This window comes from Fructobacillus sp. ESL1096, assembly GCF_058511985.1.
In genome coordinates this window covers 861,707-877,356 of the sequence record NZ_CP196400.1, presented here as the reverse complement: position 1 = coordinate 877,356, position 15,650 = coordinate 861,707, and the positions used below count along the sequence as shown (strand labels likewise).

At 45.3% G+C, this 15,650-nt stretch carries 16 protein-coding genes; 3 read left to right on the top strand and 13 right to left on the bottom strand.

All coding sequences use genetic code 11. The features are described 5' to 3' along the window. Positions 1 to 33 precede the first annotated feature (33 nt). The 4 genes from ACSYSR_RS04225 to ACSYSR_RS04210 are packed head-to-tail and all read right to left on the bottom strand — an operon-like array spanning position 34 to position 3,655. Positions 34 to 1,044, bottom strand: a complete 1,011-nt coding sequence (locus ACSYSR_RS04225; RefSeq protein ID WP_489816043.1) for an L-threonylcarbamoyladenylate synthase — start codon at positions 1,042 to 1,044, stop codon at positions 34 to 36. Continuing rightward, positions 1,041 to 1,976 carry a peptide chain release factor N(5)-glutamine methyltransferase gene (gene prmC / locus ACSYSR_RS04220; protein ID WP_489816044.1) on the bottom strand — a complete coding sequence of 312 codons (936 nt, stop codon included), beginning with the start codon at positions 1,974 to 1,976 and terminating at the stop codon, positions 1,041 to 1,043. The genes ACSYSR_RS04225 and prmC overlap by 4 nt, the downstream gene beginning before the upstream one ends. Then, positions 1,976 to 3,055 carry a peptide chain release factor 1 gene (gene prfA / locus ACSYSR_RS04215; protein ID WP_489816045.1) on the bottom strand — a complete coding sequence of 360 codons (1,080 nt, stop codon included), beginning with the start codon at positions 3,053 to 3,055 and terminating at the stop codon, positions 1,976 to 1,978. Before prfA ends, prmC begins: the two co-directional genes overlap by 1 nt. Before the next feature lie 9 nt (positions 3,056 to 3,064). Beyond that, positions 3,065 to 3,655, bottom strand: a complete 591-nt coding sequence (locus ACSYSR_RS04210; protein ID WP_252773487.1) for a thymidine kinase — start codon at positions 3,653 to 3,655, stop codon at positions 3,065 to 3,067. A gap of 140 nt (positions 3,656 to 3,795) precedes the next feature. Here ACSYSR_RS04210 and ACSYSR_RS04205 point away from each other — a divergent pair, with 140 nt between their 5' ends. Next, positions 3,796 to 5,154, top strand: coding sequence for a MurT ligase domain-containing protein (locus tag ACSYSR_RS04205; RefSeq protein WP_489816046.1), 1,359 nt, complete (start codon positions 3,796 to 3,798; stop codon positions 5,152 to 5,154). After that, on the top strand, positions 5,154 to 5,885 hold the full coding sequence (locus ACSYSR_RS04200) for a type 1 glutamine amidotransferase (RefSeq protein WP_252773485.1): 732 nt from the start codon (positions 5,154 to 5,156) through the stop codon (positions 5,883 to 5,885). Before ACSYSR_RS04205 ends, ACSYSR_RS04200 begins: the two co-directional genes overlap by 1 nt. An 80-nt stretch (positions 5,886 to 5,965) precedes the next feature. Here the strand turns inward: ACSYSR_RS04200 and ACSYSR_RS04195 are convergent, their stop codons facing one another. Both ACSYSR_RS04195 and ACSYSR_RS04190 read right to left on the bottom strand, forming a co-directional pair. After that, positions 5,966 to 7,810, bottom strand: coding sequence for an APC family permease (locus ACSYSR_RS04195; protein WP_252773484.1), 1,845 nt, complete (start codon positions 7,808 to 7,810; stop codon positions 5,966 to 5,968). Between the two features lie 122 nt (positions 7,811 to 7,932). After that, on the bottom strand, positions 7,933 to 8,676 hold the full coding sequence (locus ACSYSR_RS04190; protein WP_489816047.1) for a methylenetetrahydrofolate reductase: 744 nt from the start codon (positions 8,674 to 8,676) through the stop codon (positions 7,933 to 7,935). A gap of 108 nt (positions 8,677 to 8,784) precedes the next feature. Here ACSYSR_RS04190 and ACSYSR_RS04185 point away from each other — a divergent pair, with 108 nt between their 5' ends. Further along, positions 8,785 to 9,114 (top strand): thioredoxin family protein, encoded by a 330-nt coding sequence (locus ACSYSR_RS04185; RefSeq protein ID WP_252773481.1) that lies wholly within the window; start codon positions 8,785 to 8,787, stop codon positions 9,112 to 9,114. Between the two features lie 97 nt (positions 9,115 to 9,211). Here the strand turns inward: ACSYSR_RS04185 and ACSYSR_RS04180 are convergent, their stop codons facing one another. The 7 genes from ACSYSR_RS04180 to dltD all read right to left on the bottom strand — a co-directional run bounded on the left by ACSYSR_RS04180 (position 9,212) and on the right by dltD (position 15,644). Continuing rightward, on the bottom strand, positions 9,212 to 10,069 hold the full coding sequence (locus tag ACSYSR_RS04180; protein WP_489816048.1) for a S1C family serine protease: 858 nt from the start codon (positions 10,067 to 10,069) through the stop codon (positions 9,212 to 9,214). A 43-nt stretch (positions 10,070 to 10,112) separates the two neighbouring features. Continuing rightward, a complete protein-coding gene (locus ACSYSR_RS04175) occupies positions 10,113 to 11,429 on the bottom strand; it encodes a sensor histidine kinase (RefSeq protein ID WP_489816049.1) in 1,317 nt (438 codons plus the stop codon). Continuing rightward, positions 11,413 to 12,111: a response regulator transcription factor gene (locus ACSYSR_RS04170; RefSeq protein ID WP_252773478.1), complete on the bottom strand. Its 699-nt coding sequence runs from the start codon at positions 12,109 to 12,111 to the stop codon at positions 11,413 to 11,415. Before ACSYSR_RS04170 ends, ACSYSR_RS04175 begins: the two co-directional genes overlap by 17 nt. Positions 12,112 to 12,319: 208 nt before the next feature. Beyond that, positions 12,320 to 12,685: a type II toxin-antitoxin system PemK/MazF family toxin gene (locus tag ACSYSR_RS04165; RefSeq protein WP_252773477.1), complete on the bottom strand. Its 366-nt coding sequence runs from the start codon at positions 12,683 to 12,685 to the stop codon at positions 12,320 to 12,322. A gap of 63 nt (positions 12,686 to 12,748) precedes the next feature. Continuing rightward, positions 12,749 to 13,891 carry an alanine racemase gene (alr, locus tag ACSYSR_RS04160; protein WP_489816050.1) on the bottom strand — a complete coding sequence of 381 codons (1,143 nt, stop codon included), beginning with the start codon at positions 13,889 to 13,891 and terminating at the stop codon, positions 12,749 to 12,751. Between the two features lie 2 nt (positions 13,892 to 13,893). Next, positions 13,894 to 14,298, bottom strand: coding sequence for a holo-ACP synthase (gene acpS, locus ACSYSR_RS04155; protein WP_252773475.1), 405 nt, complete (start codon positions 14,296 to 14,298; stop codon positions 13,894 to 13,896). A gap of 59 nt (positions 14,299 to 14,357) precedes the next feature. Beyond that, positions 14,358 to 15,644, bottom strand: coding sequence for a D-alanyl-lipoteichoic acid biosynthesis protein DltD (gene dltD / locus ACSYSR_RS04150; protein WP_489816051.1), 1,287 nt, complete (start codon positions 15,642 to 15,644; stop codon positions 14,358 to 14,360). Positions 15,645 to 15,650 lie beyond the last annotated feature (6 nt).

Genomic DNA, 15,650 nt, shown 5'->3' with positions numbered 1-15,650 from the left:
GCGCTTACAAAATAGCAAGGTAAATCTCTTTTATTACAGAGTAAATCGCTGACCACCACTGGCTTTGCCTAAGCGATTGTTATATGCCTTACCCAAATCAATGTCTGGCATTGCTTGGGCATAGATTTTGTTCACTTCGTCTTTTTCATCAAAGTAGCGTAACCCAGCAAAGAGATTTTCACTAGCACCAGCCAAATCAGCCCCTAAAGACCATGATGGCACGGTTTTTGGCAACTCTGCCAGCAGCCCCTCGAAAGCCATGACGGCATCACCATCTCCCAAGCTTTCTTTAAGGTCGTTGAAGTCCAATGGGTCAAAGACAATCACGGGCTTATCTGGTGCATAATGCCGGTACTTCATCCCCGGAGCCTTCGGGGTTTCGTTGGCCGCCAAAGACTTTTGGCTAGTCCCATCAATCACTTTTTTCCCCAAGACCACTGTCAACATCTTTTGACTAACGGCTCCAGTACGTAAAATGGTGGGCTCGGCCGCTGTCAAATCAATGACCGTTGATTCCAAGCCAACTTGGGTTGGACCATCATCCAAAATAGCAGCAATCTTGCCATCCAGATCATGATGAACGTGAGCAGCCGTTGTCGGTGATGGCTTACCCGAAAGGTTAGCAGATGGCCCAACAATTGGCGTCCCAGCCTTGCGAATCATTGCGCGCGTTGCTTGGTTGTCAGGCATGCGCACAGCGGCCGTTTGCAAACCACCCGTCACCAACATGGAAACAGCATTTTCCTTAATCGGTAAAATAATGGTCAATGAGCCCGGCCAAAAAGTGTTCATCAACTGTCGCGCTTGATGAGAGACCTCGACGTAAGCAGACAACTGACTCGCATCCCCAACCGTCATGATTAACGGATTATCCGCAGGTCGGCCCTTTGCCGTAAAGACTGCTTGTACGGCTTCGTCATTGGTTGCATCTGCACCCAGACCGTAAACCGTTTCAGTTGGAAAAGCAACTACCTCACCAGCTTGAATCAATGCCGCTGCTTCTTCGATATCCGTACTATTATTTTGTAAATCTTTCGTTTTCATTTTTTTAACTGTACCCGGATTAGTCGGTCAAGACCGGCTAAATCCTGTTTCAATGTCACTGTTGCTGTTGGTAATTGGTCTTGGAAAACCTTGGTTAAGGCTTTGCCCTGGTCATAGCCAATTTCAAAGTAGGCCACCCCACCTGGCGTGAGCTGTTTTTCCAAACCATGAGCCATTCGTTCATAGAGTGCTTTACCACCATTTGGAGCATACAAGGCCAAATCAGGTTCAAAGGTCACCACTGAGTTATCCATCTCTTCCTGTCCATCCGGCCGTATATAGGGCGGGTTGGAAACGATAATGTCAAAACGTTGGTTGGCCACTGCTGTGAAAATGTCGGAATGCATCAAGCCAACACGATTCGCCAATTCAAATTGATGACGGTTTTTCTTGGCCACCGCCAAGGCATCCAACGAAATATCCAGGCCAATGCCACGGGCAGCGGGTAATTCCTGGGCCAAAGTCAAGATAATCGCACCAGAACCGGTTCCAACGTCTAGAATTGTTGGCGCTTGTTCACCCTTAGCTTTCAAATCAGTCAAAACCCAGTCGACCAGTAGCTCCGTTTCTGGACGGGGAATCAAGACCCGGTCATCAACTACGAACTCACGACCATAAAAGGGTGCCTGGCCGAGAACGTACTGGGCAGGCACACCCTTTAGTAACTGGGCAATCCATGTTGGCCAACGTTTGGCTAGCCAAGGGTGCATTTGTCGAGTTAGGTTGGCCCGCAGCATCCCATAGTTCACTTTCAAAGCACCCGTTAAAAGAAAATCAATGTTATCACTCGCCTCGTCTGCATCCAAGCCAGCAGCCGTCAATTCCTTGAGTGCCCACTTGCGCGCTTCTAACAGTGAAATCGGAACCGGTTTTTCTGAACCTGCCTGTTTGGAACGATGTGACTGTTGCCAGTCGGTTTTTTTGTGTGTCATTATTGCTGATTTAACTCCGCCAGCTTGGCTGTTTGTTCGGCTAAGACCAACGCATCAATGATTTCATTTAAGTCACCGGCAATAACCCGGTCCAACTTATTCAAAGTCAAACCGATACGGTGGTCTGTCACCCGATTTTGTGGGTAGTTATAAGTTCGAATTCGTTCGGATCGTGCACCTGAGCCAACAGCGGTTTTCCGCTGCTCAGCATACTCCGCCTCGTTTTCCTGGGCAAAGTGGTCGTAAACACGGGCATTCAAAATCTTCCAAGCCCGTGCACGGTTTTGTTGCTGGGACCGTTCGTCTTGCATGGCAACCGTAATCCCCGTTGGCTCGTGAGTCAAGCGAATAGCCGAAGACGTTTTGTTAACGTGCTGACCGCCGGCACCAGATGACCGGTAAACATCCTCACGAACATCCTTTGGATCAATTAAGCCGTCTTCATCGACTTCTTCGAACTCCGGCATTACCCCGACCGTTGCGGTTGAGGTGTGAATACGGCCTTGTGTTTCCGTTGATGGCACTCGTTGCACCCGGTGGGCACCCGACTCGAATTTCAATTTTGAATAAACGTTGTTACCAACAATCATGGCAACCACTTCTTTATAGCCACCAACTTCAGTCATCGTTTCATCAACAATCTGCAATGACCAACCCTGGTTTTCGGCGTAACGTCGATACATGCCTAACAAATCAGCCGCAAACAAGGATGACTCGTCCCCACCTGCAGCACCACGAATTTCCATAATGATGTTTTTATCATCGTTTGGATCAGTGGGCAGCATCAAAACCTTCAATTTTTCCTCTAATTCAGCTTTCACAGGCTTCAGTGCCGCCAGGTCTTCCTTGGCCAGCTCACCCATTTCGGCATCTCCTAAGAGCTCTTCGGCCTCTAACAAATCGTTGACAACCTGTTGATAACGCTTGAAGGTTTCAACCGTTTCACGAATACCACCCGCTTCTTTTGAAAGCGCCATGTAATTCTTGGAATCGCTCATGACTTCGGGATCGGCTAGCATTTGATTCAATTCATCGTAACGGTCTACAACCGCTTGTAATTGTGAAAATATCGGATCCATGGTGTCTCCTTAATTCTTTGGAATCATTTCTAAAACTGGATGGTACCAATGCTTGCGGCAGGTTGGCAAGTAGGATTCATCCCCCCCGATTTGCACCTGGTTACCAGAATACTGCGGTTGGCCATTGGCAATTCGTAGCTGAGTCGTTGCCTTTTTACCGCAAAACGAGCAAATTGTCTTCATTTCTTCGAGCTTGTCGGCAATTTCCAATAAACGGCGTGAACCCTCAAACAGGTGGTTAAAGGCATCTTGCTTCAGGCCAAAGGCCATCACGGGCAAACCCAAATCATCCACCACATAGGCTAATTGATCAACCTGGTTGGCCGTTAAAAATTGAGCTTCATCAACTAAGACAGCTGCCAACTTTGCGTTTTGACGGTCCTGAATCATTTCATAAAGGTTTTCATTCTCGTCGACAACCGTTGCTGGCCGTTTCAAACCAATTCGTGAGGCAATCACACCAATCCCATCGCGGTCATCCACTAAGGGGGTTAGCAACAAGACCTCTTTGTCCTGCGATTCATAATTATGAGCAACTTTCAAAATTTCAATCGATTTGCCAGAGCCCATCGCCCCATATTCAAAGTACAGTTGTGCCACGTTTTCGCCTCACTCGTTTTATCTATTCTATTAATCCATTATAGCAATTTTTTAACCATAACTCGACTGCCTAGACCATTTTAGGGAAAATTCGCAAGACGCATGGTAAAATAAGAATTTAGAAAAAGGGGGACTTTTTTATGTCAGTAAAAAGTCAGTTAGCCAAATTTACGGCCAAAAGTAGTCATTTTTTGCTCCGCAACATCTTAAAGCGCGGTGGCACTTCTTTGCCCGGCAAGCTAGCCGTTAAGATTGATCCAGAAGTTTTACAGACCATTGAAAAAGAATTCGACCTGGTCATTGTCACGGGAACAAACGGAAAAACATTGACAACCGCTTTAATTACTCGGGTTTTACGGGCCGGCGGTTACACAGTGGTGACCAACCCATCCGGATCCAACATGGTCCAGGGAATCGTTGGTACGCTTCTAACTACAAAAGTTAAGCCGTCACCGAATGGAAAAAAGCCTGTTGCCGTTTTGGAAGTTGACGAGGCCAACGTCTTGTCACTGGCAAAGGCCATTGAACCAAAATACTTTGTTTTAACTAATCTTTTCCGCGACCAACTTGACCGCTATGGTGAAATTTATTCCACTTACGATAAAATCATCGCCGGCATTAACCAAGCTCCAAATGCAACGGTGATTACCAATGCTGATTCGCCCATCTTCGCTCGTGGTTCTTACTCAAATCAGCGAATTTACTATGGCTTTGACAATGTGAAAGAAACTGATTTTAAAGACTTAAAGGCGCCAACAAACACAGATGGTATTCTCTCCCCAACGGACAACTCCGTTCTTCATTATAACTTCATTACTTACGCAAACCTCGGCCGTTATTTTTCAACAACCGACAGTTTCAAGCGACCTAAGCTCGATTATGCTGTGACAGCATTAAATGAGCTAACGCCAAAGTCTTCTGCTTTTGACCTCGATGGCACACCTTACAAAATTGCCATTGGCGGCCTCTATAACATCTATAATGCGCTGGCTGCCTACGCTGTTGGTCGAACCTTTGATGTTAGTCCTACTGATATCAAGAAAGCTTTTGAAGAAGATAAGCAGGTCTTTGGCCGCCAAGAATCACTTGATGTCGCTGGCAAAGATGTCACAATTCTGCTCATCAAAAATCCCGTCGGTACAAACTCCGTGATCGATATGATGGAGACGGAAAAAGATCCTTTCACCTTGATTACACTCCTCAATGCGAATTATGCTGACGGAATCGATACTTCTTGGATTTGGGACGCTGAATTTGAACGTCTCCATGATTCAAAATTAGCCGCTCTATCAACCGGCGGTGAACGTTATCAAGACGTCACGGTTCGCTTGAAGATGGCCGGTTTTGACCTCGATGGCACCTACCAAAAGACGGAAGAAATCCTAACCGCAATCGACCAAGCGCCAACTAAAAAAGTTTATTTGGCCGCGACCTACACGGCCATGCTCCAAATTCGGGCCGTCTTAAAAAACCATGGTTACATTCAGGAGGAATATTAATGGCTGACTATACACTCAAACTAGCCCACCTCTATGGTGATTTAATGAACACTTATGGTGACTACGGCAACATTATTGCCCTGCGTTACTATGCTAAGCAAATTGGCGTCGATGTTGATGACCAGCTGGTTTCCCTCGATGATGACTTCGATCCAAAAGCTTACGACTTTGTCCTCTTTGGCGGTGGCCAAGACTACGAAGAAACTGTCGTAGCCAATGATTTGAAATTGAAGGCCGACGGACTAAAGGAATACATCGAAAACGATGGTCCACTTCTAGCTGTCTGCGGTGGTTTCCAACTCCTCGGTCATTATATGGAAATGGCTGATGGCACCAAAGTTGATGGTATCGGGGTCATGGATCACTACACTACCAATATGACGGACAACCAGGTTAAAACCCTGAAGGGTAAACGGTTAACTGGTGACATTGTCATCAAAAATAACGAAACTGGCGAAGAATACCACGGCTTTGAAAACCATCAAGGTCGAACATTCTTGGGCCAAGGTGAAAAAGCCTTAGGCACGGTCACAACTGGCCAAGGCAATAACGGCATGGATCAGACCGAAGGCGTGATTTATCATAACGTTTATGGTTCTTACTTCCACGGCCCAATCTTCACCCGCAATGGTAACTTAGCCAAACGCGTCTTGGCGACTGCCCTATCTCGCAAATATCCAGACGTTGATTGGCAAGCCAAGTTGGATCAAGTTCCTGCCGAAACTTTCTAAAAATAGGTAACAAAAAAGCCTCCAAAACAATTTGGAGGCTTTCTTTGAACCAATCCTAAAGATGATTGGCTGACTGATTGTTATTCCGAAAGATGGTAATAATAGGTCGAAATAGAGATATTATCCATTGCCGATAAGGCTGCTCGCAGTCGCAACGAGGACTGGTTATGCAAAATATTTTGCCAAGGCTTCTTCGGCACGAACTGGGGAATAATGACCGTTACGGAATGGTTAATCTTTTCAGATTGATGGGAAACCTTGGTCACAAAACCAACCACTGGTTTAACAATCGATCGGTAAGAAGAGTGCACGTCGACGTAACGGACATCTGGAAAATTAGCTGTAAACTGCTTGGCAATCTTTTCTTCCTTAGCCGGATTAATATCAAAGGAAACGTGCATCGCCACCACCTTAGTCGCAATGGATTGCGCATAGTCGATGGCCTCAGCCGTTACCTGGGTTAAGTTCGAGACCAGGACAATCGCTGTCGAGCCGGAATATTCTGGGTGCTTTTGCTCGTTTTGATCCAGGTATTGCAAGCGCAATTGTTTTGAAACGGCATCGTAGTGCTTCTTAATTTTGAAGAACACGGTCAAGACCGCCGGCATGATAATCAAGTACGGCCAAACATGTGTTAGTCGGGTAGCAAACAAGACAAGGACCAAGGCAGCCGACATAAAGGCGCCAAGGAAATTAATGGCCGCCTTCCCCCACCAGAACTTGGGTTTCAACCGCCACCAATGGATAATCATGCCCGACTGAGACAGCGTAAACGGAACAAAAACGCCAACCGCATATAGTGGAATCAAGGCGTCCGTCGATCCATGGAAAATCACGGTCAAAATCATGGCGCCAAACGATAGTGACAAAATACCATTGGAATAGCCCAATCGATCACCCTGATCCATAAAGAGATGCGGGAGATACTTATCCTTGGCCAAGTTCACGGCCAGAACAGGAAAGGCCGAAAAGCCCGTATTAGCGGCCACCGCTAAAATCAGCGTTGTTGCTAATTGGACCAAATAAAAGCCCAGACCATGCCCCCCATAGGTAATGGCAGCAATTTGCGACAAAACCGTCGAGTGACTGTTTGGCACAATACCATACCAGTAAGACAAAAAAGTAATACCCAAAAAGAAACTGGCCAAAATTAAAGCCATCATCGTCAAGGTGGTAGCGGCATGCTTTTCCTTGGGGGCCTTAAAGTTTGGCACCGCATTCGAGATGGCTTCCACCCCTGTTAACGAAGAGGAACCAGATGAAAAGGCACGCAAAAAGAAGATAAGCGATAAAGCCGAAAAATCCGTACCGATTTTGGCGGCAGCATGGTAGGCAATCGCTCCGGTTGCGGCCTGAAAGAGGCCATAAGCCACTGTCACGGCCATAATCACGATAAAGAAGTAAACCGGCAGCAGCAAAAAATTAGCCGATTCACGCAAACCACGCAGGTTTAAAGCCGTTAAAATCAGGATAATCACCAATGAAAGTGGAACGGCAAAGGGCAACAGGCCTGGAATAGCAGCCGTCATCGCATCAGCCGCTGCCGATGCAGATACCGCAACCGTTAACATATAGTCAACTAACAATGAGCCCCCGGCCACTAGACCAACCTTGGGACCCCAATTTTTACTGGCAACCGTATACGCGCCACCTCCGTTTGGATAAGCATGAATAATTTGTCGGTAAGACAAAACGATGGCTGCTAAGAGTAGCAAAATTAAGAGTGCAATCGGTAATTGTAACCAAAGAGCCACTGCTCCACCCGCCAGTAAGACAGCCGTAATCGATTCCGTCCCATAGGCAACGGATGAAAGGGCATCAGATGATAAAAGGGCCAAGGCCTTTGACTTTGATAAAGCCTGGTCGGACGCTTCTAATGTTTTCAACGGTTTGCCAATTACAAACCGCTTCACGTTTCTAAACATGGTTGTCTCCAAATCATTGTAATCAAACCATTGTACCTTGTAATGCGGAAGAAAAATAGCCAATCAACGTCTTTTTTTTCGGCTATTCGAATTTTTCGTCTCCAAAAAGCCATTGTCATCCCTTAAAAGTTAGCAAAATAGTGGATACCCGCTGCTTGGCCGTCTGTTAAATCCGCAACTAAACGTGCACTGGCCAAATCAGGATTTTTTCGCCAATCATTAGGGACAGTCAGACGTAAGACCCGTTGAACCCAGTCAAGCTGATTTTGACTAGGGTAATGAAGGACACCCGCCACCAAAATCAAATTCGCTCCGGCCATCTTCAAGCCCTCTTGAACTGCCAAAAAGTTATCAACGTTAAAGAAAATCTGACTAATCAAAATTTTCGCCCCATTCCTTTCCTTAGTCAAGGCCTGGTTAACCACCCAGGCAACGCCATGGGTATTGACTTGGTTGACATCGAGGGTCGTCGCCAAACTGAGCCCTGCTAAATTGTTTTGATGAACCGCCAAGAGCAAATCTTGAGCTGATGAAAATCCGTTGCTATCCGTCCTTTTATCCCCAGTCACCAGCAAAAAATTGTTTAACCCACGGTCTTGAAGAAGATTAAAGGTTGATTCCACTTGACTGGGCTGAATATCTTTAGCCCGAACATGAACCATCACCGGTTTTTTCGTTGTCAGTTGAATTTTCGCTGCTGTCTTCAACAGGGTCTGCCAATCATGGCCTGTTTGGCCTTGGTTGGCTAGGCTAAAATACTGCGCCCGATCGCGAGCGCAGGCACTTCTCAGTACATTTTTAATGGTTAATTCCTGTGAAATAACCGGTTCTCGCTGGTCTTGGTAGAAATCAGTTATGGACTGCATTTGTTTTCCTTATTCTACTTTCAAATAACAACCTAATTACAACTAGGCCAATTTTATAAATTCTGATTTTCATGGTATAATGGATAAAAAGTAACGGAGGTCAATCCCATGTACCAACCTGAAAAACACACAAACGAAGAAATTCAAACTTTTATCGATCAACCCGGTCGGCAGCTCATGTTCTTATCGGCCGACTGGTGTGGGGACTGCAAGGTCATCAAACCTTTCGTTCAAGGAATTAAGGATGAAGTTTCTAAAACAGCTGGTTGGATTGACGCCGATCGCGATGACAATTTAGACCTAGCAACAAGTTATGGTTTGCGTGGCATTCCTTCTTTTGTCCTCTTTATTGATGGCAAGAAAGTTGACCAAATCGGTCATGGAGAACGCCTAACACCAAAGCAAGTAACTGACTGGTATGAAGGAACCCTTCAATAAGTCAACTTCATTCTAACAAAAAACCAAGCCGCTTGGCTTGGTTTTTCTTTTTAATTACTTTTCACTACTGTCCCATGCAAACTGTATGAGGCAGTTTTTATTTAATAAAAGCGGCCACCGTATTAGACGGAATAGCAAAGCCCATTCCTTCAATATTGGTATCAGCAGCGCCAGCCGAAATCTTAGCTGAACTAATGCCAACGACCTCCCCAGCCAAATTAATCAAGGCCCCACCTGAATTACCAGGGTTAATGGCTGCATCCGTTTGGATAACTTGAACGTTTTGATTATTAGTCTGTGAAATTGCTAGCGTCCGGTTTGGTGAGGAAATAATGCCCTTGGTCATCGTGGAGGCATAGGCCGCTCCCAATGGCGAACCAAGCGCCAGCACCTGTTGACCAGACTTCAAAGATGAGCTATCCGCTAGCTTGGCAACTTGCTTAAAGGCGGTCGATTTCACGCGAATCAAGGCTAAATCCTTGGACGTATCTCTTTTAATAACAGTTGCTTCGGCCTTTTGACCGTTGGCATCCACGACCTGGATGGCCGCTGAACCTTCAATCACATGGTTATTCGTCACGATATCGGCAGTATCTTTTCCAATCTTCACAACAACACCTGATCCCTGGGCAGCCGTCTCATAATCGGTCTGCTGCTTATCCTTTGTTTGATCATCAAAGGCTGATACTCCATCGCCTAGCGAAGCTGATTTTTGTAAATTCTGCACCGTAACAACGGCATCTTTAACCTTATTGTAGGCACTAGTTGCCTGATCTTTGCTCTTATAGGCAGTCTTTGCCACTGTTGCCGTCCCAGCGGCATTCGTATGGGTGGCTTGTGCCAACTGACTTTGATACCAAGATCCTGGTGAGGAACTAAACAACACCAGCAATCCACCGATTACAAAGGCAGCCACTATCATAGTGGTAAAAGCATGTACTCTTTTACGAATCATCCGGCAGCTTTCCTTTCAAAATTTTCTTATCTTTAGACCACACTTAAAGTGAGAGAGTCACCTTAAAAATTGTTCCCTTTGGTTGATTGTCGCTCACAGTTATCTTACCATTATGGGCAGCGACTATCCATTCTGCAATGGATAGGCCTAAACCAGTGCCACCAGTTTCACGATTACCAGTTTTATCCTCACGGTAAAAACGGTCAAAGATATGCTTTTTCGCGTCAGCTGAAATGCCGCGGCCAGTGTCGGCAACCGAAAGTGTTAAACGTTTTTTCTCAATCGCAGCCGAGACCGTCACGGTTGCTCCTTCATCCGAATACTTTAGTGCGTTATCCATTAGCAGTACCAATAATTGGTGAATCCGTTTTTGATCAATATCGACTTCCTGACGAACAGCATTGTGGATAACCACCTTTTTGTCCGAGATTTCCCCCATTTCAATATAAGGCGACAAAATTTGCTGCAAGAACTGACCGACATCGGTTTTTTCCTTTTCAATTTTGGTCATGTTTGACCCAGTTTTAGCCAAGGTTAACATGTTATTGGTCAAGGAATTCAACCGCCTGACTTCCGATAGCGAAAGAATAATGGCTTCGGACTGCTGACGAATCGTGTTATCCGGCTTGGTTAGCATCGTTTCTAGCTTTCCTTGAATGACTGACATCGGTGTCCGCAATTCATGGGCAGCATTATTAACGAAGTCTTGTTGCTGATCCCAAGCCTTTAAGATTGGCTTCATACTTTGCCGGGCAATAAAGAAGGCAAAGAACAACGCAAAGATAAAGGCCGAAACAAATGACCAAACCATCACGTCCTGGAATTTTTTCAAATTCAAAACAGTATCCGTGACATCAACAAAGACATAGCCATAGGTCGCCGATTTCAGTCCCTGGCCATCTGGCACTAAGACCATATTCGGTTTAAATTTAACAGCCTGAATTCTCAAATAAGTCTTATTAACGTGAACTGTTCTGGGGGCCAAATTTAAATCACTAGTATCAAACTTCAGACCAAAACGTCTTGTTAAGACATTTTTGGAACCATTATTATTTGTCTGATTTTCAATTTCCTTCCCCTTTTCATCATAGTACAGAAAGTTTCCACGAAAATCTTCTGGCATATGACGCATAGAATCAGCTGTCAGCATCTTTTGCTTCGCTGAGGCTCCTTCATCCAACCAGTTATTGCGTTGATAGTACTCCACATATTGGTTAATAACCTTGTCAGAGCTATCATAAATCGTGAAGGTATAAACCCAAAAAATGACCCCGGCCAAAAAGCCAAAAATGACCATCAGACCCAGGGCCAACGTTGAAAAATTATCAATTTGCTGTTTGCGATTAATCAGTCTTGGCATCCGGCACCTCGAGAATAAAACCAATGTTTCGGAGCGTCTTAATTAGTCCGCCCTGGCCAACTGCCTCAAGTTTTCGGCGCAGGTTATTCAAGTAAATATTGACCACGTTAATCGTGGTATCAGAATCGATGCCCCAAACGCGATCAAAAATTTGGTCCCGGGTCACGATGATATTCTTGTTTTGACCCAAATAGGTCAAAATATCAAATTCCTTGCCGACTAATTTGACACTTTGACCGTGAACCTGAACGCCACGATTTTCTAAGTTAATCGTTAGTTCTCCGACTGTAATCATGTTATCTTCGGAATAGACACCCGTTCGGCGTAGAAGTGCCTTTACTCGAACCAATAATTCTTCGCGGTGGAAGGGCTTAGTCAAATAGTCATCGGCACCTACGTTGAAACCTTCAATTTTATCGTCCAGGGATGCTTTCGCCGTTAAAATTAGAACAGGCGTATCCACTTTGTCATCCCGAAGATTCTTGATAATCTCCAGACCATTTTCACCTGGTAACATCAAATCAGATATAATCAGATCGTAAGGGACTTCTTTCCCCTCATATTCACCATCTTGGCCATCCGTCACCGCCGTGACATCGGCAAAGTCTTCCAAAAAGCCGACAATATTATCGGCCAGATTTTTATCATCTTCAATTAACAGGATTTTAATTGCTTTGGCCATCAGTCCTTCTCCTTTGGGGCAGTGTGCCCGTTAAAATGTCTTATCAGTAATGTTACTTTAACAACAACAGATTAAGGTCATATTAAAAAAGCCTTACCATGCTTGGCAATGAGGGTTTCCTAGATCAACAGACTAGCCCTAATTAATCTAGCCCAGCAATCATCACCGTTAACAATGGCTCACCCGCTGAAGGGCCGCAACCTAAATTTTAGGCCAAGCCAATACTAATTTTCAATGCCTTTGCCACTGCCTTCATTAAACCATCTTGCTGGTCAATATGTGCAATGCGGTCGCGCAAACGATGCTTATCGATGGTTCTGATTTGCTCGGCCAAAATAATGGAATCCCGTTTAATACCGCTAATCGCCGCCGGCAATGAAATATGTGTCGGCAACTTGGGCTTGGCTATCTTGGAAGTAATCGCCACTACAATGGTCGTTGGGGCGTTCATATTGCCCATATCATTTTGCACCACTAAAACTGGGCGCAAGCCGGACTGTTCGGAGCCGATTCCCTGCTTTAAATCGGCATAAAAAACATCGCCACGGCGAACGTTTTCATAATCTGCTGTCATGTCTATCCTCTTATGTATGGGCGCTTTGCCCTATTTTGTCACTGCCTATATGCTTGGTCACGCTTATTTATCTTCGATGATACGTGGAATTCGTGACCCAATTCCAGTTAGTACTTCATGTGGGATACTTTGACCATATTCGGCCAGTTCTTCGATACTGATTTTTTCTTGGCCATCTTGGCCAAATAAAATGACATCCGTATTAATTGGAACAGGCTTGCTCAATGAAACAATCATTTGATCCATCGTGACCCGGCCAAGGACTCGTTCTTTTCGGCCGTTGATCAAAACGGTCATACCCGCAAAAGTTCGATGATAGCCATCGGCATAACCAAGCGGCACTGTGCCAACCCATTGATCCTCGTGTGCTACATAGGTTGCACCATAGGAAACCGCCTCACCAGCCAAAAGCTGATGGACACCCCAAATTCTAGCTTTAAAAGTCGCCACTGGTTGCAATGGTAGGTTGGTTTTTTTGGATGGATAGGCCGGATTATAGCCATACAGGGCCGAACCAACGCGAATCGTTTCGGTTGGAATTTCATCAAAATGGAAGAGTGCTGAACCTGTGTTAGCAACGTGCCAGTACTTGGGATCGATATCTAGGGCTGTGACCTGGGCTAAAAAATCAGCTTTCTGCTGGTCATAGTAAGCCTGATTTTGATCATCTGCCGTTGCAAAGTGCGTGAAAACCCCAGCCAATTCAAAGGCGTCCTCCCCCATAACAAACTGATACATCGATGACAACTCTGCCTTCGTCTTAGCACCCATTCGCCCCATACCGGTATCGATAGCCAGGTGGACTCGTAAAGGTGGTAGTGGACTATCACTAGCTTGTAAGAGATCTCTTGCAGCTAATAACCAATCCAGGTTGCCAACTGCTGGCGCCAGATAGTTTTCAGCCATCACCGTTGCCAAATTTACGTTTTGGACGCCAAGTAGGACAATTTGGTCCCTTTTTTCCGGCAAAACCTGGCGGACATCTAGCCCTTCATCAACCGTTGCTACAGCAAAGTCATGAACGTCTGCTTGCCCCGCCAAAACTGTTGCTGCCCATTTGGCACCGTGGCCATAGGCATTTGCCTTAATAACAGCAATTAAGCGCTTGGCTTTTGCATGGGTCATAATTGTTTTAGCATTATGAACCAGCGCTGCTGCTGAAACGAAGAGTGCCGCTCCTCGCCTAGAAAATGGATCATCATTCATGTCTAATTCTCTTTTCTACCAATAAAACGAGCCGCGAAGCGTTGTAACCAGCTAGCTCTTTCAATCGTAACAACCGTATTGACATAATCACCACTATGGGTAATGGCGACCTCAATCCGATTTTTTTGTCCCACAACCTTCATAACTGGTCGACCTGATTTGGCATTCAGGATTGAAATATCCTGCCAAGACACATCGCGACCAATTCCAGTCCCTAATGCCTTAGCATAAGCTTCCTTGGCTGAAAAGCGGCCCGCAACAAACTCTAAGTAGTGCTTGCCCGTCCGTTTTTGAACTGCCTCCTGTTCGGCCGGCGTTAAGATTGTCGACAAGAAGTTTGGTCGTCTAGACAATACGCCTTCAATTCGGCTAATGGACTCCATGTCGTTTCCGATTCCGATAATCATACCTTCATTTTATCAAAAAAAAAGAGAATCAACACAGAATGTGTCAATCCTCTAACTTTTTATGAAAAGGTTTGTAGCTCTTGATCTTGTGGCTTAAAGTTCTGCCATTCCTTTGACAAGAAGTTGTTGTTGATCTTGTAATCATTATCCTGGTACTTACCAGACAAGAATGGATTCAAGTACTGGTCCAATGCCAGCCAACCACGCCAACCAATGTGAATCGTATCCTGCATGAAGAAGTCTTCCCCACCACGGTGTGACAGATCAGCAATGTTGTTAAAGCCTTGGCTTTGCAACTGATACTTAATCTTATCAACCGCCTGGTAGTACATCTTATCAGACAAACCTGTGTAAGCAACCCAACGTTGGTTAACTGGTGTAATGACAAATTCGACATCCGTATGGTTCTTGGCAAAGTTTTCCAAAACAGCTTGCAAGTATGCATATTCAACTGATTGACGATAGTCATAGTGAACCTGAGCATCCTTAAGCATCTTCTGGTCAGCCCAAACACGAGTACGATAGAACGAGTTCTTAATCCTAAAGCGGTTCGAACCAGTGTTCTTTTCACCCTGTTCGAAACCAATTTGGTTCAAGGCCTGCTCTTGATACTGGCTCGGCAAGTCCTTAGCATACTTCATCACTTCATTCTTGTAGTTACGGCTTGTTTCAAAGTTTGAGAACAAGGCATCCTGTCGTGACAAAATCTTGTGCTGGAAGCGCAAAGCTGATTTATCGGCTGAACTTGGTCCCTGACCATCTTCCACGTTATGCAGCATCCGATTAAACATCGGCTTATCACGCACCAAAGACTGCTTCAACAAAGCCTGGGCCATAAACTGGTCGGTTTGGCTCGGCTGATCCATGTTCAGCAACCAATCCACCACTTGTAGTGGTGAATAGAAAATTGAAAACGCATCCGTTGAGCCCGTCTTGGTAAACCACTGTGGCGAAATCACAAAAACTGCCTTCTTGTGGTCCAACGCCTTTGGCATCTCTTGCATATTCAAAAACTGAACCATTGATTCAGATCCCGCCTTACCAAGCATAAATGGTCGGTAAGAGCGGTTATACTTTTCAGCCAAAACAGATGGATGTAAAGAATCGAAGCGAGATAATTCTGATGAACCAAAGAAAGGAATATAATTTACTTTTTTGTCACTAAAGGCAGCGTCTTTAACCGCTTCCCCTTTAACGATTTGGCTTGAGAAAGACACAGAAGCTTCCCTCAAGTACTGCTGACTATAATGATTCAGCGGGAATGGCAGAAAAAAGACCAGGCCGATAAGTGCCAGTGCTGCAAGCACCGGGCCAAAGATCTGCCACAATTTTTTCTTGTTAGTCATGAGGTT

Coding starts and splice junctions, on each gene's coding strand:
- ACSYSR_RS04225 (WP_489816043.1), bottom strand. CDS start 1,044: ATGAAAACGAAAGATTTACAAAATAATAGTACGGATATCGAAGAAGCA.
- prmC (WP_489816044.1), bottom strand. CDS start 1,976: ATGACACACAAAAAAACCGACTGGCAACAGTCACATCGTTCCAAACAG.
- prfA (WP_489816045.1), bottom strand. CDS start 3,055: ATGGATCCGATATTTTCACAATTACAAGCGGTTGTAGACCGTTACGAT.
- ACSYSR_RS04205 (WP_489816046.1), top strand. CDS start 3,796: ATGTCAGTAAAAAGTCAGTTAGCCAAATTTACGGCCAAAAGTAGTCAT.
- ACSYSR_RS04200 (WP_252773485.1), top strand. CDS start 5,154: ATGGCTGACTATACACTCAAACTAGCCCACCTCTATGGTGATTTAATG.
- ACSYSR_RS04195 (WP_252773484.1), bottom strand. CDS start 7,810: ATGTTTAGAAACGTGAAGCGGTTTGTAATTGGCAAACCGTTGAAAACA.
- ACSYSR_RS04190 (WP_489816047.1), bottom strand. CDS start 8,676: ATGCAGTCCATAACTGATTTCTACCAAGACCAGCGAGAACCGGTTATT.
- ACSYSR_RS04185 (WP_252773481.1), top strand. CDS start 8,785: ATGTACCAACCTGAAAAACACACAAACGAAGAAATTCAAACTTTTATC.
- ACSYSR_RS04180 (WP_489816048.1), bottom strand. CDS start 10,069: ATGATTCGTAAAAGAGTACATGCTTTTACCACTATGATAGTGGCTGCC.
- ACSYSR_RS04175 (WP_489816049.1), bottom strand. CDS start 11,429: ATGCCAAGACTGATTAATCGCAAACAGCAAATTGATAATTTTTCAACG.
- ACSYSR_RS04170 (WP_252773478.1), bottom strand. CDS start 12,111: ATGGCCAAAGCAATTAAAATCCTGTTAATTGAAGATGATAAAAATCTG.
- ACSYSR_RS04165 (WP_252773477.1), bottom strand. CDS start 12,685: ATGACAGCAGATTATGAAAACGTTCGCCGTGGCGATGTTTTTTATGCC.
- alr (WP_489816050.1), bottom strand. CDS start 13,891: ATGAATGATGATCCATTTTCTAGGCGAGGAGCGGCACTCTTCGTTTCA.
- acpS (WP_252773475.1), bottom strand. CDS start 14,298: ATGATTATCGGAATCGGAAACGACATGGAGTCCATTAGCCGAATTGAA.
- dltD (WP_489816051.1), bottom strand. CDS start 15,644: ATGACTAACAAGAAAAAATTGTGGCAGATCTTTGGCCCGGTGCTTGCA.